Genomic DNA, 18,460 nt, shown 5'->3' with positions numbered 1-18,460 from the left:
ACCGTCTGACACGCGACAGGCGGGCCGTTCACGCGTGACATGAACCCCGCCAAAGGGGAAATCATGGTCGAGATCAAGCTGACCAACACCCGGACCCGCCGGAAAGAGCGGTTCGAACCGCTGAACCCCGCCGACGTGCGGATGTATCTGTGCGGGCCGACCGTCTATGACCGCGCGCATCTGGGCAACGCGCGCCCCGTGGTGGTGTTCGACGTGCTGTATCGCCTGCTGCGCCATGTCTATGGCGCGGATCACGTCACCTATGTCCGCAACTTCACCGATGTGGACGACAAGATCAACGCGGCCGCGCTGGCTCGCCAGCAGGCCGGCGATGCGCGCCCGCTGGAAACGCTGATCGCCGAACGCACGGCCGAGACCATCGGCTGGTATCACGCCGACATGGACGCCCTGGGCGCGCTGCGCCCGGCGATCCGGGGCGAGGTCAGCGACCGGGCCGAGCCGCGCGCGACGGCCTATATCCCCCAGATGATCGCGATGATCGAACGCCTGATCGCCACGGGCCACGCCTATGCGGCCGAGGCGCATGTGCTGTTCGACGTGCGGTCCTATCCCGCCTATGGCCGGCTCTCCGGCCGGTCGGTCGACGACATGATCGCCGGCGCGCGGGTCGAGGTCGCCCCTTTCAAGCGCGACCCGATGGATTTCGTCCTGTGGAAGCCGTCCGACGCCGAAACTCCCGGCTGGGACAGCCCCTGGGGTCGTGGCCGCCCCGGCTGGCACATCGAGTGTTCCGCCATGTCCGAGGCGCTGCTGGGCCGGTCCTTCGACATCCACGGCGGCGGCATCGACCTGCAGTTCCCCCACCACGAAAACGAGATCGCGCAAAGCTGCTGCGCCTATCCCCACGACGATTTCGCCCGCGTCTGGCTGCATAATGAAATGCTGCAGGTCGAGGGCAAGAAGATGTCCAAGAGCCTGGGCAATTTCTTCACCGTGCGGGATCTGCTGGATCAGGGGATACCGGGCGAGGTGATCCGGTATGTGTTCCTGATGACGCATTATCGCAAGCCGATGGACTGGACGGCGGAGAAGGTGCGGGAGGCGGAGGCGACGTTGCGAGAATGGCATACGTTTGTCGAGCATTGCACAACTTCATCAGATCCAGATCCACAAGTTCTCGCCGCACTGGCGGACGACCTGAACACGTCGGCAGCAATCTCGCGGCTGCACGTCATGGTGAAGGAAGCGATGACGGGGAGCACTGACCATTTCATAGGCTTGAGAGCCTCCTTTTGCGCCTCTGCGCAATTATTGGGATTGCTCGCGCCTGAATTAGGATCTTGGACAATGCCGACTGCTGTCGAAAGAGAGATAAAAGAAACGCTCGGAGAAATCGGCCGAAGACTTCAAGAAGCGCGGCGTGTCAGCGACTATAATCGCGCGGATGCGATTAAGAACGGTCTAACGGATTTGGGTATTTCCGTCCAACTTGGAACGACCACATGCGACTTCAAGTGGGTAACTCCGCGCGATACTAAAGTCGCTCAGCAGCTCCTTGATGCCGTGGCAAACATGCTGCGAACTGTGCAATGACCCGCCTCACCCTCTACGACACCACCCTCCGCGACGGCCAGCAGACGCAGGGCGTCCAGTTCTCCGCCGCCGAGAAAACGGAAATCGCGGTCATGCTCGACGCGCTGGGGGTGGACTATATCGAGGGCGGCTGGCCGGGCGCGAACCCGACTGACAGCGATTTCTTCGCCGCCGCGCCCCCGACGCGCGCCACCATGACCGCCTTCGGCATGACGAAACGCGCCGGGCGGTCGGCGGAAAACGACGACGTGCTGGCGGCGGTGCTGGATGCACGGACGCCCGCCGTCTGCCTCGTCGGCAAGACCCACGACTATCACGTCCACGAGGCGCTGGGGATCACCCTGGCCGAGAACCTCGACAACATCGCCGCATCCGTCGCCCATGTCGTGGCGCAGGGGCGCGAGGCGATCTTTGACGCCGAACACTTCTTTGACGGCCACGCCGCCAACCCCGGCTATGCGCTGGACTGCCTGCGGGCGGCGCTGGACGCAGGCGCGCGCTGGGTCGTGCTGTGCGACACCAACGGCGGCACGCTGCCCGACCGCATCGGCGAGGTCACGGCGCAGGTCATCGCGGCGGGCATCCCCGGTGACCGGCTGGGCATCCACACCCACGACGACACCGGCAATGCCGTGGCCGGAACGCTGGCGGCCGTCGCCGCTGGCGCGCGGCAGGTGCAGGGCACGCTGAACGGGCTGGGCGAACGCTGCGGCAACGCCAGCCTGACGACGCTGATCCCGACCCTGCTGCTGAAAGAGCCGTTCCGCTCCACCCTGACAACCGGCATCGCGGCGGATGCGCTGGCCGATCTGACCCGCATCTCGCGCCGGTTGGACGAAATCCTGAACCGCGTCCCGCTGCGCTCGGCCCCCTATGTCGGCGCCTCGGCATTCGCCCACAAGGCGGGGCTGCACGCCAGCGCCATCCTGAAGGCGCCCGAAACCTATGAACACGTCGCGCCGGCTGCGGTCGGCAACGCCCGGGTGATCCCGATGTCGAACCAGGCGGGACAGTCGAACCTGCGCGCGCGGCTGGCAGGCGCCGGCATCGCGGTCGAACCGGGCGACCCCGCGCTGGCCCGCATCCTGACCACCGTCAAGGACCGCGAGGATCAGGGCTATGCCTATGACAGCGCGCAAGCCTCGTTCGAGCTGCTGGCCCGCGCCGAACTGGGCCTGCTGCCCGCCTTCTTCGAGGTCGAGCGTTACCGCGTCACCGTCGAGCGCCGCGTGAACGCCGCCGGGCGGCGCATTTCCGTGTCCGAGGCGGTGGTCGTCGCCAGCATCGGCGGCGCGCGCGTGATGTCGGTCAGCGACAGCGTGGACGCCCAAGGCAACGATGCGGGGCCGGTCAACGCGCTGTGGGGCGCGCTGGCCAAGGATCTGGGACCGTGGCAGTCGTCCATCGACGACATGGCGCTGGCCGATTTCCGCGTCCGCATCATCGGCGCGGGCACCGACGCGGTGACGCGCGTCACCATCGATTCCGTCGATGGCCGCGGCACCGCGTGGTCGACCGTGGGCGTGTCCCCGAACATCGTGGACGCAAGCTTCGAGGCGCTGGTCGAGGCGATCCGCTGGAAGCTGATCCGCGACGCCGCCGCATGAGCCTTGAGGCGCTGACCGGCACGCTGCAGACGGGCGACCCCGACCGGCTGGCGATGGCGCTGATGGCGCCCCGCGCGGCGCGCCCGCGGCTGATCACGCTTTACGCCCTGAACCTGGAACTGGCGCGGACGCCGCTTGCCGCGCGCGACCCGCTGATCGCGGAAATGCGGGTGCAGTGGTGGGTGGACCGGCTGGCCGGGCTGGCGGACGGCCCGCCGCCGCCGCATGAACTGCTGACGCCGCTGTGGGCCGCCTGGGGGGACCGGGCCGCGCGGTTCGCGGCGCTGGCCGAGGCGCGGCGCCGCGACGCCGCGCGCCGTCCCTTTGCCGCTGCGGCCGAGGCGGCGGATTACGCCGCGGCGACCGGCGGCGCGGTGATGACCTGGGCGGCCGCCGAACTGGGCGGGCACGGTCCCGCGGTTCGGGCGCAGGGGCAGGGTGCGGCCATCGTGGCCTGGCTGCGGGCGGAACCCGCGCTGCGGGGAATGGGCATGGGCTGGTCGCGGCCCGACGCGGGCCACGCGGCGGAACTGGCGGCGACGGGGCGCGCGGCACTTGCCCGCGCCGCGGCGGAACGGCGGCCGATCCCGCGCGCGGCGTCCGCCGTGCTGTTCGCGGGCGTCGGGCCGCAGACGGTGCTGGACGCCGCGGCAGCGGGGGGCGCGCCGCGCCCCGTGTCCGAGTTCGCGCGCCGCGCCGCGCTTGCCCGGCTGGCGCTGACCGGGCGCTGGTGGATCGGCGCGGCTTAACCGGTTCTTCAGCGGTCTGTGCGAGCGTCGGGGCGCAATCGAATCGCATGGGCGGCGCATGTTCCTGTTTCCTCAGCCGGCAGACCGCTGACATGCGTCCGGTCCGCGTCCTGATCGTCGACGACTCGTTGACCATGCGCCGGCTGATCCGGCTGGCGCTGTCCGCCGACCCGCGGATCGTGGTCGTGGGCGAGGCGCGCGACGCCGCCCACGCCCGCCAGCGCATGGCCGAGCTGGACCCCGACGTGCTGACCCTGGATGTCGAGATGCCCGGCATGTCGGGGCTGGATTTCCTGCGGCGCCTGATGGCGACGCGGCCGATGCCGGTCATCATGGTGTCCACCGAAACCCACGGCGGCAGCGCAGCCGCGATCGAGGCGCTGGCGCTTGGCGCCGTCGACTGCGTGGGCAAGCCTGCCGGCACCGCCTCGGCCACGGCCTTTGCCGCGCTGCCCGATCTGGTGGTGGCCGCGTCGACGGCGCGCATATCGCCACTGGGGCGCCGCACCGCGGGCATCCGTCCAGCGCCGCCGCAAGGCGGGTTCGTCTGGAACGGCCGCTTTGTGCTGATCGGTTCGTCCACCGGCGGGGTCGAGGCGCTGGAGCGTATCCTGGCCGAGTATCCGGCGAACTGCCCGCCCACGGTGATCGTCCAGCACATGCCGGCGGGCTTTCTGGCCAGCCTTGCAGGCCGGCTGAACGCGCGCGTGGCGCCGACGGTGCAGCTTGCCGCCAGCGGCGCGCCGCTGGTGCCGGGCCACGTCCATATCGCGCCGGGCGGCGACACCCACCTGACCATCGACGCGCGTCTGGCCCCCGTCTGCCGGCTGGTGCAGTCGGATCGCCGGGGCGGCCACCGTCCGTCCGCCGACGTGCTGTTCGAATCCGCGCTGCCGCTGGGGGGCAACGCCGTGGCGGTGCTGCTGACCGGGATGGGGCGCGACGGGGCGCAGGGCATGCTGGCGATGCGCCGCGCGGGCAGCGTCTGCCTGGCGCAGGATCAGCAAAGCTGCGTCGTCTTCGGCATGCCGCGCGTGGCGCAGGAACTGGGCGCGGTGGACCGCATGGTCGCCCTGCATGACATGGCCCGCGAAATCCTGGCCGCGTCCGGCCGGGGCGTCGGGGCGTTGGCCGGGCGCGGCGGTCGGGCATGACCGTTGCGCGGGTCCACGACGCGCCCACGCGTTCACGGCTGAAACGGCGGGCGGCCATCCTCTGGCGCCCAAAGGCGAACAGATCCTGCCCGGTGTGCGCCGCAAGTCCGGTCCCGTCGGGCGTGTCGAGTTCAGTTCTGGGCATGCCGCGTTTCGGGCTGCTGCGGTCCCGGCGTCGTCGGCGGCTTTCTCGCGGGCGCGTCAAGCGGCTTGCGCCAAGGCGTGCCAGCCTGCATCCTCACGGGACTGTCAACAAACTGTCGCGATGCGGCGCTAGTCTTCCGCCTGTTGCAACCGCCTTGATACGCACGACAAACAAGGGACCGACATGAACCGTCTTCTGATGACCTCGGCCGCGGCACTGATCGCCACGATGGGCGCCGCGCAGGCGAAAACCGAAATCCAGTGGTGGCACGCGATGGGGGGCGAGCTGGGCGCCAAGCTGGAAGAGATCGTGAAGGGCTTCAACGACAGCCAGGACGAGTTCACCGTCGTCCCCAGCTACAAGGGTACCTACCCCGAGACGATGACGGCCGCGATCTCGGCGTTCCGGGCCAAGCAGCAGCCCGCGATCGTGCAGGTCTTCGAGGTCGGCACCGGCACCATGATGGCGGCCGAGGGCGCGATCCGGCCGGTCCATCAGCTGATGAAGGACGAGGGCGCGGCCTTCGATCCGCAGGCGTTCCTGCCCGCCGTCGTGGGGTATTACACCGATACCGCGGGCAACATGCTGTCGATGCCGTTCAACAGCTCGACCCCGATCCTGTATTACAACAAGACCGTGTTCGAAAAGGCGGGCCTGGACCCGAACGCCCCGCCCAAGACCTGGGCCGAGGTCGAGCAGTTCTCGAAGAAGATCAAGGACTCGGGGGCGGCCCCCTGCGGCTTTACCACCGGCTGGGTGTCCTGGATCCAGACCGAGAACTTCTCGGCGTGGCACAACCAGCCCATCGGCACCGAACAGAACGGCATCGGCGGCCCCACGGCCCGGCTGACGCTGAACGGGCCGGTGCAGGTCAAGCACTGGGGCAATCTCAAGAAATGGGCGGACGAGGGCCTGTTCAAATACGGCGGCCCGGTCGGCGGCGACAACGCGCCCCCCATGTTCTACAGCCAGGAATGCGCGATGGTCATGAACAGCTCGGCCAGCCGGGCGGGCGTGATCGCCAACGCCAAGGATTTCGACCTGGGCTTCGGCATGCTGCCCTATTACGACGATGTCGAGGGCGCGCCGCAGAACTCGATCATCGGCGGCGCGTCGCTGTGGGTGCTGGAGGGGCGCCCGGCCGAGGAATACAAGGGCGCGGCCCAGTTCTTCAGCTATCTGTCCAGCCCCGAGGTGCAGGCAGACTGGCACCAGTTCTCGGGTTATCTGCCGATCACGCAGGCGGCCTATGACCTGACGAAATCGCAGGGGTATTACGACCAGAACCCCGGCGCGGAAACCGGGCTGCAGCAGATCACGCTGAACCCGCCGACCGAGAACTCCAAGGGTCTGCGGTTCGGCAATTATGTCCAGATCCGCGGCATCATCGACGAAGAGTTCGAGCAGATGCTGGCCGGTTCCAAGACCGCCCAGCAGTCGCTGGACGCGGTCGTCGAACGCGGCAACAAGCTGATCGAGGATTTCGCGGCGCAAAGCCAGTGATCACGGGGCGGGGGCTGCCGGTCGGCGGCCCCCATCCGAGCGCGCCGGACATCCGATGAAACGCACGATCTTCAACAGCCAACTGCTGCCGTGGCTGCTGCTGGCCCCCCAGCTTGCGGTGACGGCGATCTTTTTCCTGTGGCCGGCCGCGCAGGCGATCTGGCAAAGCTTTCTGCGCCAGGACGCGTTCGGCATCTCGACCACCTTCGTCGGCCTTGCGAATTATGCGGCGCTGACCGACAGCGCGGAATACATGAACTCGCTGCGGGTGACGGCGGTGTTCGCGGTCGCGGTCACGGCGCTGTCGATGGGGCTGGCGCTGCTGCTGGCGCTGGCGGTGGACCGGATGCGGTCAAGCGCGCGGGCCTATACGACGGCGCTGGTCTGGCCCTATGCGGTGGCGCCGGCCGTCGCGGGCATCCTGTGGTGGTTCATCTTCAACCCGACGGTGGGCGTGCTGCCCTATGTGCTGCGCGGGATCGGCTATGACTGGAACCACATCAGCTCGAAATCCGACGCGATGACCCTGGTGGTGATCGCCAGCGCGTGGAAGCAGATCAGCTATAACTTCCTGTTCTTCGTCGCCGGGCTGCAATCCATCCCCGCCAGCCTGCGCGAGGCTGCGGCCATCGACGGCGCGGGGCCGGTCAAGCGGTTCTGGACCATCACCCTGCCGCTGTTGTCGCCGACGACCTTCTTCCTGCTGGTCGTGAACATCGTCTATGCCATGTTCGAAACCTTCGCCGTCATCGACGCCACGACCGAGGGCGGGCCGGCGCAGGCCACGAACATCCTTGTCTACAAGGTCTATTTCGACGGCTTCATCGGGCAGAACCTCGGTTCGTCGGCGGCGCAGTCGGTGGTGCTGATGGCGATCGTCATCGTTCTGACGGTGATCCAGTTCCGGTGGGTCGAACGGCGGGTGGCCTATTCATGATCGAGAACCGTCCTGTCCTGACCTTGCTGGCGCATCTGGTGCTGATCCTGGGCGTCGCCATTGTCGCCATGCCGCTGTGGGTGGCGTTCGTCGCCTCGACCCACACGGCGACGGATTTCATGTCGGGGCGCGTGCCGATGTGGCCCGGCCCGCATTTCGTGGAAAACTATGCGCATATGTTCGGGCAGGGCGTGTCCACCAGCGGCACCCCGCCCATCGGGCCGATGATGCTGAACAGCCTGATCATGGCGCTGGCGATCGCGCTGGGAAAGATCGCGATCTCGATCACCTCGGCCTTTGCCATCGTCTATTTCCGGTTTCCGTTCCGCCGGCTGGCGTTCTGGGCGATCTTCGTCACGCTGATGCTGCCGGTCGAGGTGCGGATCGTGCCGACCTTCAAGGTGGTGGCCGACCTTGGGATGCTGAACAGCTATGCCGGGCTGTCGATCCCGCTGATCGCCAGCGCGACCGCCACGTTCCTGTTCCGGCAGGTGTTCCTGACCATCCCGGACGAGCTGACCGAGGCCGCGCGCATCGACGGGGCGGGGCCGTTGCGGTTCTTCCGCGACATCCTGCTGCCGTTGTCGCGCACCAACATGGCGGCGCTGTTCGTGATCCTGTTCATCTATGGCTGGAACCAGTATCTGTGGCCGCTGCTGATCACCACCGACCCCAAGTATTACACCATCGTCGCGGGCATCAAGCGCATGGCCGACGCCGTTGACGGCCTGCCCCAGTGGCATCTGGTGATGGCGACCGCCGTGCTGGCCATGCTGCCGCCGGTGCTGGTCGTCGTCGGGATGCAGAGGCTGTTCGTCAAGGGCCTTGTCGAGACGGAGAAATAGGAATGGCTGCGATCACCCTCGACAACCTCGGCAAGGTCTATGCCCAAGGCAGCCGCGCCGTGGGCGACGTCAACCTGGACATCGCGGATGGCGAGTTCATCGTGCTGGTCGGCCCGTCCGGCTGCGGAAAATCGACGCTGCTGCGGATGATCGCGGGGCTGGAAAGCATCACCGACGGGCAGGTCCGCATCGGCGGGCGCGTGGTCAACGACGTCGAACCGGCCGACCGCGACATCGCGATGGTGTTCCAGAACTATGCGCTTTACCCGCATATGTCGGTCCGCCAGAACCTGGCCTATGGGCTAAAGAACCGCCGCACCCCGCGGGCCGAGATCGACCGCCGCGTGGCCGAGGCGGCCGAGATCCTGCAGATCGGCCCGTTCCTGGACCGCAAGCCCCGCGCCCTGTCCGGCGGCCAGCGCCAGCGCGTGGCGATGGGCCGCGCCATCGTGCGCGAACCGGCGGCGTTCCTGTTCGACGAGCCGCTGTCGAACCTGGACGCCAAGCTGCGCGGCACCATGCGGCTGGAAATCAAGGCGCTGCAGACGCGGCTGGGCACGACCTCGGTCTATGTCACCCACGACCAGCTTGAGGCGATGACGCTCGCCGACCGGCTGGTGGTGCTGAACGGGGGGCGGGTCGAACAGATCGGCACGCCCCTTGACGTCTATCGCCGCCCGGCGTCGACCTTTGTCGCGGGTTTCATCGGCAGCCCGGCGATGAACCTTGTCCCCGCCGCCGCGCTGCCCTTTGCGGATGCGCCCGCGGGCGCCGTGGTCGGCATCCGCCCCGAAGACCTGCGCCTTGACGCGCGCGGCCCCGTCGCCATGACGCTCCGCGCGGTCGAGGAGCTGGGCGCGACCCGGCTGGTCCACGGCCACACCGGCGGCCAGCCGATCACCGCCGTGCTGCCCGTCGATGCGCCCCTGGGCGACCGGCTGCAGCTGGCCGTGGCCGAGGGCGCGGTCCATCTGTTCGACGCAACAAGCGGCAAGCGGATCAACTGACCGGCGGCCCTCAGGCCCTGCGCCAGATGGCGTCGGCGGCGATCCGCGGATCGGCTGCGACCGCGCCAAGGTCCGCCAGCGCCACCAGATGCGCCAGCACGTTGCGCGTCGCCGCCGGCAGCAGGGCAGGGGCAATGTCATAGACCCGCGCCGCCAGATCGGACGCGCGGCCCGGCCCGGCCTCCAGCGCGGTCAGGATCTGCGCGGTGCGCGCGCGCCGGTGCGCGGCCAGTTCGGCCAGCCGCGCCGCCGGGTCGCGGACCGGCCCCCCATGCGCCGGCAACAGCGTCCGCGCGCCCCGCGCCGCCAGCCGGTCCAGCGCCCGCAGGTAATCCGCGACATCCCCGTCGGGCGGAGAGATCAGCGTCGTCGTCCAGTCCATCACCACGTCGCCGCACAGGATGCGGTCACCCAGGGCGAACGACAGGTGGCAACCCATGTGGCCCGGCGTGTGCAGCGCCTCGATCCGCCATTCGTCGGTCTCGATCACCGCGCCGTCCGGCAGGACGACGTCGGGGCGAAAGCCGTGGTCCACGCCTTCGGACGGGGCCAGCTGGCCCAGGGCCGCAAGCCTGTCCATCACTGGCGAACGGCCCGCGTCCGGCGCGCCGAAGGCCATGACCGGCGCGCCCGTGGCCGCCGCCAGCCGGGGCACCGCGCCGGAATGGTCAAGATGCGGGTGCGTCACAAGGATATGCGTGATCCGTCCCGGACCCGCCGCCGCCAGGATCGCATCGACATGGCCGGGCAGGTCGGGGCCGGGGTCCACGACGGCCACCGCCTCGCGCCCGATCAGAAAGCTGTTCGTGCCCGGCCCGGTCAGGGCGGACGGGTTCGCCGCGGTCAGCACGCGCACGGGTATCTCGGTCATCATGCCTGCCTATGGGATCGCCATCGCGCCGCAGCAGACAGCCCGCGGCCGCCGGGCGCAAGCCGCATCGCCCGCCCTTTCGCAGCCGCCCGCCCGCCGCTAGTCTGGCGCGATGAGGCGCGCATGAACTTCTCATGGCTCAAGCATCTGATGCCGCGCGGGCTTTACGGCCGGGCCGCGCTGATCCTGTTCCTGCCGGTCGTGGTCGTGACGCTGGTGGTCGGCGTCATGTTCCTGCAGCGCCATTTCGAGGATGTGACCCGCCAGATGTCGGCGACCGCCGCGGCGGAACTGGCGCTGGTCGCCGATCTTGTGGCGCAGGCCCCCGATGACGCAGCGGCGCTGGCGGCGGGCCGGCGCGTGGCCGAGCCGTTGGGCCTGACCCTGCAACTGCCGCCGCCCCCCGGTCTGGCGGACCGGCGGGTGTTCTATGACCTGTCGGGACGGGTGGTGATCGCCGAACTGCGCGCCCGCATTCCCGCCGTCCGCGCCGTCGATCTGTCCGACCTGCGCCGCGTGGTGGTCGCCCTGGACGGCCCGCGCCCGTTTGCCCTGGCGTTTCCGCGCACCCGGCTGACCGCGTCGAACCCCCACCAGCTGCTGGTGCTGATGATCCTGACCTCGGCCCTGATGACGGCCATCGCCACGATCTTCCTTCGCAACCAGATGCGCCCGATCCGCCGGCTTGCCGTGGCCGCCGAGGCCTATGGCCGCGGCCGGGTGGAACCCTATCGCCCTGCGGGCGCCATCGAGGTGCGCAGCGCGGGCACCGCCTTCCTGGACATGCGCAACCGCATCGAGCGCCAGAACGAGCAGCGCAAGCTGATGCTGTCCGGGATCAGCCACGATCTGCGCACGCCGCTGACCCGGCTGCGGCTGGGCCTGTCGATGCTGTCCCCCGACCTGCCCCCCGAGGATGACGAGATCCGCGACATGGAACGCGACGTGGCCGAGATGGGCGCGATGATCGACGCCTTTCTGGAACACGCCCGCGACGCGGCGCAGGACACCCCGGCCGAGGCGCGGGCGGCGATCCCCTTTGTGCAGTCCGTCGTGGCGGACGCGCAGCGGGGCGGGCAGCCCGTCTCGGTCGGCACGATGCAGGGCGGGGTCGAGGCGCTGGCGCATTTCAGCCCCCAGGCCATGCGCCGGGCCGTAGAGAACCTGATCGGCAACGCCGTGCGCCACGGCACAAGGGCGCAGGTGGACGCCGCCGTGACCGCACGCAGCTTTCGCATCACCGTCGAGGATGACGGTCCGGGCATCCCGGCCGAGCGCCGCGACGACGCGCTGCGCCCGTTCGTCCGGCTGGACGCCGCGCGCAACCGCGACCGGGGGCAGGGGGCGGGGCTGGGGCTGGCCATCGCCGCCGACATCGCCCGCGCGCATGGCGGCCAGCTGCGGCTGAGCGATGGCGACCGGCTGGGCGGGCTGCGGGCCGAAATCGTGATCCCGCGCTGAGGATCGTTCCAACTCGATCTATTGAGTGAACATCGCGCGAACGCCCCACCATTGCAGCACGGCCCTGCTGCACCTAGATTGATCGCAAGCAGGAATGACGCGCTGCCCGCCTTGGGGGCGCCCGTTCCGGGCAAGAAAGGAACTCAGATGACCGAGACTTACACCAGCACCCATCCGGTCCTGCCGCTGCGCGACATCGTGGTGTTCCCGCACATGATCGTTCCGCTGTTCGTGGGGCGCGAGAAATCGGTGCGCGCGCTTGAGGCGGTGATGGAACAGGATCGCCCGATCCTGCTGGCCGCGCAGCGCGACGCGTCCATCGACGAACCGGCCACCGACGGCATCTTTTCCACCGGCGTGCTGGCCAACGTGCTGCAGCTGCTGAAACTGCCCGACGGCACCGTCAAGGTGCTGGTCGAGGGGCAGTCGCGCGTCCGCATCACCCAGTTCGCCGACAACGACGACTATTTCGAGGCGGCGGTCGAACCGCTGTCGGAAACCGGCGGCGACGCCGAGGCGTCCGTGGCGATGGTGCGCGCCGTGGCCGACGAGTTCGAGCGTTACGTCAAGATCCGCAAGAACATCCCCGAAGAGGCCGTGTCCTCCGTGGCCGAGGCCCGCGATCCCGCCCGGCTGGCGGACCTCGTATCCGGCCATCTGGGCATCGACATCCTGAAAAAGCAGGATTTGCTTGAGACGCTGGACGTCGCCAAGCGCCTTGAGAAGGTCTATGGCCTGATGCAGGGCGAAATGTCGGTGCTGCAGGTCGAAAAGAAGATCAAGAGCCGCGTCAAGAACCAGATGGAGAAGACGCAGCGCGAGTATTACCTGAACGAGCAGATGAAGGCGATCCAGCGCGAGCTGGGCGACGGCGAGGACGGCCAGAACGAGCTGGCCGAGCTGGAGCAGAAGATCGCCGCCACCAAGTTCAGCAAGGAAGCGCGCGAAAAGGCCGAGGGCGAGCTGAAGAAGCTGAAGTCGATGTCGCCGATGTCGGCCGAGGCGACGGTCAGCCGCAACTATCTGGATTGGCTGCTGGCGCTGCCGTGGGGCGTCAAGTCGCGCACCCGGCGCGACCTTGTCGCGGCCGAAAAGGTGCTAGACGCCGATCACTATGGCTTGGAAAAGGTCAAGGAACGGATCGTCGAATACCTGGCCGTGCAGACCCGCAGCGACAAGCTGAAAGGCCCGATCCTGTGCCTCGTCGGCCCGCCCGGCGTCGGCAAGACCTCGCTGGGCAAGTCGGTCGCCAAGGCCACGGGACGCGAGTTCATCCGCATCTCGCTAGGCGGCGTGCGCGACGAATCCGAGATCCGGGGTCACCGGCGGACCTATATCGGCTCGATGCCCGGCAAGATCATCCAGGCGCTGAAAAAGGCCAAGACCACGAACCCGCTCATCCTGCTCGACGAGATCGACAAGATGGGGCAGGATTTCCGTGGCGACCCGGCGTCGGCCATGCTTGAGGTGCTGGACCCGGAACAGAACGCGACCTTCGTGGACCACTATCTCGAGGTGGAATACGACCTGTCCAACGTGATGTTCCTGACCACGGCCAACAGCTATAACATGCCGGGTCCGCTTCTGGACCGGATGGAGATCATCCCGCTGGCCGGCTATACCGAGGACGAGAAGCGCGAGATCGCCAAGGGGCACCTGCTGCCCAAGCAGATCAAGGCCAACGGCCTGCGCAAGGGCGAGTTCTCGGTCACCGACGAGGCGCTGACCCATGTCATCCGCTATTACACCCGCGAGGCGGGGGTGCGGAACCTGGAACGCGAGATCGCCAAGCTGGCCCGCAAAGCCGTGACCGAGATCCTCAAGGGTCGGGCGACCTCGGTCGAGGTCACGCCCGAGACGGCCGAGGGCTATCTGGGCGTCCGCCGGCACCGCTATGGCCTGGCCGAACAGGACGATCAGGTCGGCGTGGTGACGGGTCTGGCGTGGACGCAGACCGGCGGCGATCTGCTGCAGATCGAGGCGCTGAAGCTGCCCGGCAAGGGCGTGATGAAGACGACCGGGAAACTGGGCGACGTGATGAAGGAATCCATCGACGCCGCCGCCAGCTTTGTGCGGTCGGTTGCGCCAGAGCTGGGCATCGAGCCGCCCCAGTTCTCGAAACGCGACATCCACGTCCACGTCCCCGAGGGCGCGACGCCCAAGGACGGCCCGTCAGCGGGTCTGGCGATGGTCACGTCGGTCGTCAGCGTGATGACCGGCATCCCCGTCCGCAAGGACGTGGCGATGACCGGAGAGGTCACGCTGCGCGGCAACGCGCTGGCCATCGGCGGACTGAAGGAGAAGCTGCTGGCCGCCCTGCGCGGCGGCATCAAGACGGTGCTGATCCCGCAGGAAAACGCCAAGGATCTGGCCGACATCCCGGCGAACGTAAAGGAGGGGCTGACCATCATCCCCGTCTCGAACGTCCGCGAGGTGCTGCGCCACGCGTTGGTGCGCATGCCCGAGCCGATGGACTGGGACGAGGCGGCCTATGAGGCGGCCGAGGCGACCCGCATTGCCGCGCTGCGCGACGGCGGCGCGGGGGGCTTGACGCTGGCCCATTGAGGCGCGACCGGACACGGGCTTACAGGGGGCGTCGCGTTTGCGGCGCCCCTTTTCCATTCCAACCGGGCCGGGCAGGGGCTTGAGGCTGGCCTATCAACGCGCGACCGGACACGGGCTTACAGGGGGCGTCGCGTGTGCGGCGCCCCTTTTCCATTTCAGCCGCGCCGGGCGGGGGCTTGACGCGGTCGCAGGGGCAACCTCATTAGGATGCCGAAAGTTTTTATTTTATTGCAGAGGTTCAGCATGAAAGACGCCAAGCGCCGTCCGGACGACTCGGGCGGGGACGAGCCGCTGCCGTCGCCGGCACCGGCGACCCGCGAACCCAAGGCCGGAAAGGCCGGCAAGGGGGGCAAGCGCGACCGCAAGCCCCGTGACGACAACAAGCCGGGCAAGGCGCGCCCCGCCGCCGCTGCAGCACCCGGGGATAAGGCGCCAGAGGAAAGCGCCCGCGACGATGCGGCGCCTGCGGATGCCGCGCCCCTGACCCTGCAAAAGCGCGAGTTCCTGGACAGGATCGTCGCCACAACCGGCCAGCCGCGGGCGCAGGTCCGGGCGGTCGTCGATGCCGCGCTGTCCGAACTGGGCCGTGCCGTGGGGGCGGGCGAGGATCTGGCCCTGCCGCCGCTGGGCAAGGTCCGCGTCGCCAACCAGCGCGGCGACAAGGGCGGCCCGGCGATCATCCTGCGCCTGCGCCGTCCTGCCGCGGCTGAAAGCGGGACTGCTTTGGCCGCGCCGGTTGCCGATGGTGACGCGTGACGCGACTTGGTGCCGATGACCCCTTGCGGCGGCGCTCGGCTGCGGCTATCTAGCCGTCCACCGGGTGATTAGCTCAGCGGTAGAGCGCTTCGTTCACATCGAAGATGTCAGCGGTTCAAATCCGTTATCACCCACCATTATTTCAGAACCGTCCTGCCCCGCAGGACGGTTCTTTTCGTATCGGCAATCGACATGGGGTCGCGGCCACGCCGTGAAAAGCCATTGCTCGCAGCGCACCATGACACCAAGGCCGCGACCCGGACATCTTGCGCGCGGCGGTCCCGGCCTCAGCCCCGGCGGCTGCGCTTGTTCCCGCCGCGCTGGCCGGCGCGGCCCGCCGTGGACCGGCCCTTGGACTTGACGGCCAGGTCAGCCGCCTCGTCCACCGCCTGCTGGCGGGCCAGCGGGTCGTCGGCGACGGCCAACTCCACCGCCTCAAGGCGCTTGACCTCGTCGCGCAGGCGCGCGGCCTCCTCGAACTCGAGGTTCTCGGCGGCCTTGCGCATCTGGGCGCGCAGCGCGTCCAGATGGGCCTGCAGGTTGGCGCCGACCAAGGGCTTGTCAGTCTTTGTCGTGATCCGCGCCTGATCGGTGTCGCCCTGCCACAGGCCCGCCAGAACGTCCTCGACGTTCTTGCGGACGGTCTGCGGGGTGATGCCGTGCGCCTCGTTATAGGCGTGCTGCTTGGCCCGCCTGCGCTCGGTCTCGGCCATCGCGCGTTCCATGCTGCCGGTGATGCGGTCGGCATAAAGGATCACCCGCCCGTCCACGTTCCGCGCCGCCCGGCCGATGGTCTGGATCAGCGAGGTTTCGGACCGCAGGAAGCCCTCCTTGTCGGCGTCCAGGATCGCGACCAGCCCGCATTCCGGGATGTCCAGCCCCTCGCGCAGCAGGTTGATGCCGACCAGCACGTCATAGGCGCCCAGCCGCAGGTCGCGCAGGATCTCGATCCGTTCGATCGTGTCGATGTCGCTGTGCATGTAACGCACGCGGATGCCCTGTTCGTGCAGGTATTCGGTCAGATCCTCGGCCATGCGCTTGGTCAGGGTCGTGACCAGCGTGCGATAACCCTGCTTTGCCACCAGCCGCACCTCGTCCAGCAGGTCGTCCACCTGCGTTTCGACGGGGCGGATTTCGATCACCGGGTCCAGCAGGCCGGTGGGGCGGATGATCTGTTCGGTGAACACGCCGCCGGTCTGGTCCATTTCCCATTGCGCGGGCGTCGCCGACACGAAGACGGATTGCGGGCGCATCGCGTCCCATTCCTCGAACTTCAGCGGGCGGTTGTCCATGCAGCTGGGCAGGCGGAATCCATGTTCGGCCAGCGTGAACTTGCGCCGGAAGTCGCCGCGATACATGCCGCCGATCTGCGGCACGCTGACGTGGCTTTCGTCGGCAAAGACGATGGCGTTGTCGGGGATGAACTCGAACAGCGTGGGCGGCGGCTCGCCCGGCGCGCGGCCGGTCAGATAGCGCGAATAGTTCTCGATCCCGTTGCAGACGCCCGTCGCCTCCAGCATTTCCAGGTCAAAGTTCGTCCGCTGCTCCAGCCGCTGCGCCTCCAGCAGCTTGCCCTCGTCGGTCAGCTGCTTCAGCCGGACCTGAAGTTCGGACCGTATCCCCTTGATCGCCTGCTGCAATGTCGGGCGGGGGGTGACATAGTGGCTGTTGGCATAGATGCGGATCTGCTTGTAGTCGCCCTCGCGCGCCCCGGTCAGCGGGTCGAACTCGGTGATGCTTTCCAGCTCGTTTCCGAAGAACGAAAACCGCCAGGCGCGATCCTCAAGGTGGGCGGGCCAGACCTCGACCAGATCGCCGCGCACGCGGAATGCGCCGCGCTGGAATGCGGTATCCAGCCGCTTGTATTGCTGCGCCACCAGTTCGCCGATGAACTGGCGCTGGTCATAGGATTGCCCCACCACCATGTCCTGCGTCATCGCGGAATAGGTTTCGACCGAACCGATGCCATAGATGCAGCTGACCGACGCCACGATGATCACATCGTCGCGTTCCAGCAGCGCCCGCGTCGCCGAATGGCGCATCCGGTCGATGGCCTCGTTGATCTGCGATTCCTTCTCGATATAGGTGTCGGACCGGGGCACATACGCCTCGGGCTGGTAATAGTCGTAATAGCTGACGAAATACTCGACCGCGTTGTCGGGGAAGAACCCCTTGAACTCGCCGTAAAGCTGCGCCGCCAGCGTCTTGTTGGGGGCAAGGATGATCGCCGGCCGCTGCGTCGCCTCGATCACCTTGGCCATCGTAAAGGTCTTGCCGGTGCCGGTCGCGCCCAGCAGCACCTGGTCGCGCTCGCCCGCGATGACGCCTTGCGACAGCTCGGCGATGGCGGCGGGCTGGTCGCCGGCCGGATCGAACCCTGTCTGCAGCGTGAACGCGCGGCCGCCTTCCAGCTTTTCGCGGCGCGGCGGCAGCGGCACCAGGACGGGCGCGTTGGTGTTGTTGTGGGCCATGAGAACCTCTGCCGGACCATGCGGCTTGCCATAGGTGGCCTCGGAACGGCGGCGGTTCAAGCGAAAGGGCCGCCCCGAACGGCGGCCCCTTGTTGCATCCGCGCCGGCAGGCTCAGTTCGCCGCGGCCTCGAACACGCCGCAGGCGACGCGGTCGCCGGCGTTGCCCGACGGCTGGCTGGCGTAATCGTCCTTGCCCGAATGGATGACAAAGGCGGATCCGTCATCGTCCATGACCTGGTCCATCGTCACGTTCATGGAGAAGAAATCGGCGTTCACCGCCCCGTCCGCGGCGGCGGCGATGTTGGGCAGGTCGCCGGAATGCATCCCGCCCGCGGCATGGGCGCCGTGCTGCTTGTCGCCGGCAAGGTGGCCGCCGGCGGATTCAAAGGCCGGGGCCTCGCACTTGCCGGTCTCGTGGATATGAACGGCGCGCTCGCCCTCGGGCAGGCCGATCAGCGCCAGCGTGACCTGGATCGCGCCCGACGCCGTCTCGGACACGGTGACCTGGCCGTGGTCGGCGCCGTCGGCCCCCTTGAGTGCGGCGACCGTGGACCGCATGGCGGCGCCGTCCGCCGCAGGGGCCGCAGTTGCGTCGGCGGGGGCGGCCGCGTCGGCGGGGGCGGGGGTCGTCTGACCCGGCGCAGCCATCGGCGCCAGCGCCAGCACCGCCCCCAGCATCAGCGCGGCCGGCAGCCGCAAGTCATCGAGTCGGGCCGCAACGGCGGCGGCGGTCGGACGGTTCATCGTCGGATCTCCCTTCTGGGTATGCCTGCCAACGCGCGGTCGCGGGATGCGTTCCCGCCGGGCTTGAACGCCCCGCACGGTTGCGCCAAA

The 18,460-nt window shown here is 68.4% G+C and carries 14 protein-coding genes and 1 tRNA gene; 12 read left to right on the top strand and 3 right to left on the bottom strand.

Annotation, left to right across the window (positions count from 1 at the left end):
• Nucleotides 1–63 precede the first annotated feature (63 nt).
• The 8 genes from cysS to EPA64_RS12230 all read left to right on the top strand — a co-directional run bounded on the left by cysS (nt 64) and on the right by EPA64_RS12230 (nt 9,501).
• Entirely contained in the window at nt 64–1,554 is a 1,491-nt protein-coding gene (gene cysS / locus EPA64_RS12265; RefSeq protein WP_134726643.1) for a cysteine--tRNA ligase, read from the top strand.
• Nucleotides 1,551–3,161: a citramalate synthase gene (gene cimA, locus EPA64_RS12260; RefSeq protein WP_134726642.1), complete on the top strand. Its 1,611-nt coding sequence runs from the start codon at nt 1,551–1,553 to the stop codon at nt 3,159–3,161. The genes cysS and cimA overlap by 4 nt, the downstream gene beginning before the upstream one ends.
• Nucleotides 3,158–3,910: a squalene/phytoene synthase family protein gene (locus EPA64_RS12255; RefSeq protein WP_134726641.1), complete on the top strand. Its 753-nt coding sequence runs from the start codon at nt 3,158–3,160 to the stop codon at nt 3,908–3,910. Before cimA ends, EPA64_RS12255 begins: the two co-directional genes overlap by 4 nt.
• A 92-nt stretch (nt 3,911–4,002) precedes the next feature.
• Nucleotides 4,003–5,064: a protein-glutamate methylesterase/protein-glutamine glutaminase gene (locus EPA64_RS12250; RefSeq protein WP_134726640.1), complete on the top strand. Its 1,062-nt coding sequence runs from the start codon at nt 4,003–4,005 to the stop codon at nt 5,062–5,064.
• A gap of 328 nt (nt 5,065–5,392) precedes the next feature.
• Complete coding sequence (ugpB, locus tag EPA64_RS12245) at nt 5,393–6,712, top strand: sn-glycerol-3-phosphate ABC transporter substrate-binding protein UgpB (RefSeq protein ID WP_134726639.1); 1,320 nt, start codon at nt 5,393–5,395, stop codon at nt 6,710–6,712.
• A 55-nt stretch (nt 6,713–6,767) separates the two neighbouring features.
• The gene (gene ugpA / locus EPA64_RS12240) at nt 6,768–7,649 is read left to right on the top strand and encodes a sn-glycerol-3-phosphate ABC transporter permease UgpA (protein WP_134726638.1); all 882 of its coding nucleotides are present in this window, start codon (nt 6,768–6,770) and stop codon (nt 7,647–7,649) included.
• Nucleotides 7,646–8,494 (top strand): sn-glycerol-3-phosphate ABC transporter permease UgpE, encoded by an 849-nt coding sequence (ugpE, locus tag EPA64_RS12235; protein ID WP_134726637.1) that lies wholly within the window; start codon nt 7,646–7,648, stop codon nt 8,492–8,494. The genes ugpA and ugpE overlap by 4 nt, the downstream gene beginning before the upstream one ends.
• A gap of 2 nt (nt 8,495–8,496) precedes the next feature.
• Complete coding sequence (locus EPA64_RS12230; RefSeq protein ID WP_134726636.1) at nt 8,497–9,501, top strand: sn-glycerol-3-phosphate import ATP-binding protein UgpC; 1,005 nt, start codon at nt 8,497–8,499, stop codon at nt 9,499–9,501.
• A gap of 10 nt (nt 9,502–9,511) precedes the next feature.
• On the opposite strand, the gene EPA64_RS12225 is transcribed toward EPA64_RS12230, so the two are convergent.
• Nucleotides 9,512–10,372, bottom strand: coding sequence for an MBL fold metallo-hydrolase (locus EPA64_RS12225; protein ID WP_134726635.1), 861 nt, complete (start codon nt 10,370–10,372; stop codon nt 9,512–9,514).
• Nucleotides 10,373–10,495: 123 nt separating this feature from the next.
• On the opposite strand from EPA64_RS12225, the gene EPA64_RS12220 reads away from it, so the two are divergent.
• The 4 genes from EPA64_RS12220 (at nt 10,496) to EPA64_RS12205 (ending at nt 15,291) form a co-directional block, all read left to right on the top strand.
• Nucleotides 10,496–11,833 (top strand): ATP-binding protein, encoded by a 1,338-nt coding sequence (locus EPA64_RS12220; RefSeq protein WP_134726634.1) that lies wholly within the window; start codon nt 10,496–10,498, stop codon nt 11,831–11,833.
• 147 nt (nt 11,834–11,980) lie between these two features.
• The gene (lon, locus tag EPA64_RS12215) at nt 11,981–14,398 is read left to right on the top strand and encodes an endopeptidase La (RefSeq protein WP_134726633.1); all 2,418 of its coding nucleotides are present in this window, start codon (nt 11,981–11,983) and stop codon (nt 14,396–14,398) included.
• A 243-nt stretch (nt 14,399–14,641) separates the two neighbouring features.
• On the top strand, nt 14,642–15,154 hold the full coding sequence (locus EPA64_RS12210; protein WP_134726632.1) for an HU family DNA-binding protein: 513 nt from the start codon (nt 14,642–14,644) through the stop codon (nt 15,152–15,154).
• A gap of 62 nt (nt 15,155–15,216) precedes the next feature.
• A tRNA-Val gene (locus tag EPA64_RS12205) sits at nt 15,217–15,291 on the top strand.
• A 150-nt stretch (nt 15,292–15,441) separates the two neighbouring features.
• On the opposite strand, the gene uvrB is transcribed toward EPA64_RS12205, so the two are convergent.
• Together uvrB and EPA64_RS12195 are read right to left on the bottom strand one after the other, a co-directional pair.
• Nucleotides 15,442–17,625 carry an excinuclease ABC subunit UvrB gene (gene uvrB / locus EPA64_RS12200; protein WP_134726706.1) on the bottom strand — a complete coding sequence of 728 codons (2,184 nt, stop codon included), beginning with the start codon at nt 17,623–17,625 and terminating at the stop codon, nt 15,442–15,444.
• A 112-nt stretch (nt 17,626–17,737) separates the two neighbouring features.
• Complete coding sequence (locus EPA64_RS12195; protein WP_134726631.1) at nt 17,738–18,370, bottom strand: superoxide dismutase family protein; 633 nt, start codon at nt 18,368–18,370, stop codon at nt 17,738–17,740.
• Between the last annotated feature and the right edge of the window lie 90 nt (nt 18,371–18,460).

It is taken from the genome of Paracoccus luteus, from assembly GCF_004522155.1.
GTDB lineage: Bacteria > Pseudomonadota > Alphaproteobacteria > Rhodobacterales > Rhodobacteraceae > Paracoccus > Paracoccus luteus.
This window is presented reverse-complemented; position numbering and strand designations above follow the sequence as displayed.

What these genes read in the sequence shown, in the direction of transcription:
- ugpA (WP_134726638.1), top strand. Translation starts at nt 6,768, where the DNA reads ATGAAACGCACGATCTTCAACAGCCAACTGCTGCCGTGGCTGCTGCTG.
- ugpE (WP_134726637.1), top strand. Translation starts at nt 7,646, where the DNA reads ATGATCGAGAACCGTCCTGTCCTGACCTTGCTGGCGCATCTGGTGCTG.
- EPA64_RS12225 (WP_134726635.1), bottom strand. Translation starts at nt 10,372, where the DNA reads ATGACCGAGATACCCGTGCGCGTGCTGACCGCGGCGAACCCGTCCGCC.
- EPA64_RS12230 (WP_134726636.1), top strand. Translation starts at nt 8,497, where the DNA reads ATGGCTGCGATCACCCTCGACAACCTCGGCAAGGTCTATGCCCAAGGC.
- EPA64_RS12250 (WP_134726640.1), top strand. Translation starts at nt 4,003, where the DNA reads ATGCGTCCGGTCCGCGTCCTGATCGTCGACGACTCGTTGACCATGCGC.
- EPA64_RS12255 (WP_134726641.1), top strand. Translation starts at nt 3,158, where the DNA reads ATGAGCCTTGAGGCGCTGACCGGCACGCTGCAGACGGGCGACCCCGAC.
- cysS (WP_134726643.1), top strand. Translation starts at nt 64, where the DNA reads ATGGTCGAGATCAAGCTGACCAACACCCGGACCCGCCGGAAAGAGCGG.
- lon (WP_134726633.1), top strand. Translation starts at nt 11,981, where the DNA reads ATGACCGAGACTTACACCAGCACCCATCCGGTCCTGCCGCTGCGCGAC.
- uvrB (WP_134726706.1), bottom strand. Translation starts at nt 17,625, where the DNA reads ATGGCCCACAACAACACCAACGCGCCCGTCCTGGTGCCGCTGCCGCCG.
- EPA64_RS12195 (WP_134726631.1), bottom strand. Translation starts at nt 18,370, where the DNA reads ATGAACCGTCCGACCGCCGCCGCCGTTGCGGCCCGACTCGATGACTTG.
- EPA64_RS12220 (WP_134726634.1), top strand. Translation starts at nt 10,496, where the DNA reads ATGAACTTCTCATGGCTCAAGCATCTGATGCCGCGCGGGCTTTACGGC.
- cimA (WP_134726642.1), top strand. Translation starts at nt 1,551, where the DNA reads ATGACCCGCCTCACCCTCTACGACACCACCCTCCGCGACGGCCAGCAG.
- EPA64_RS12210 (WP_134726632.1), top strand. Translation starts at nt 14,642, where the DNA reads ATGAAAGACGCCAAGCGCCGTCCGGACGACTCGGGCGGGGACGAGCCG.
- ugpB (WP_134726639.1), top strand. Translation starts at nt 5,393, where the DNA reads ATGAACCGTCTTCTGATGACCTCGGCCGCGGCACTGATCGCCACGATG.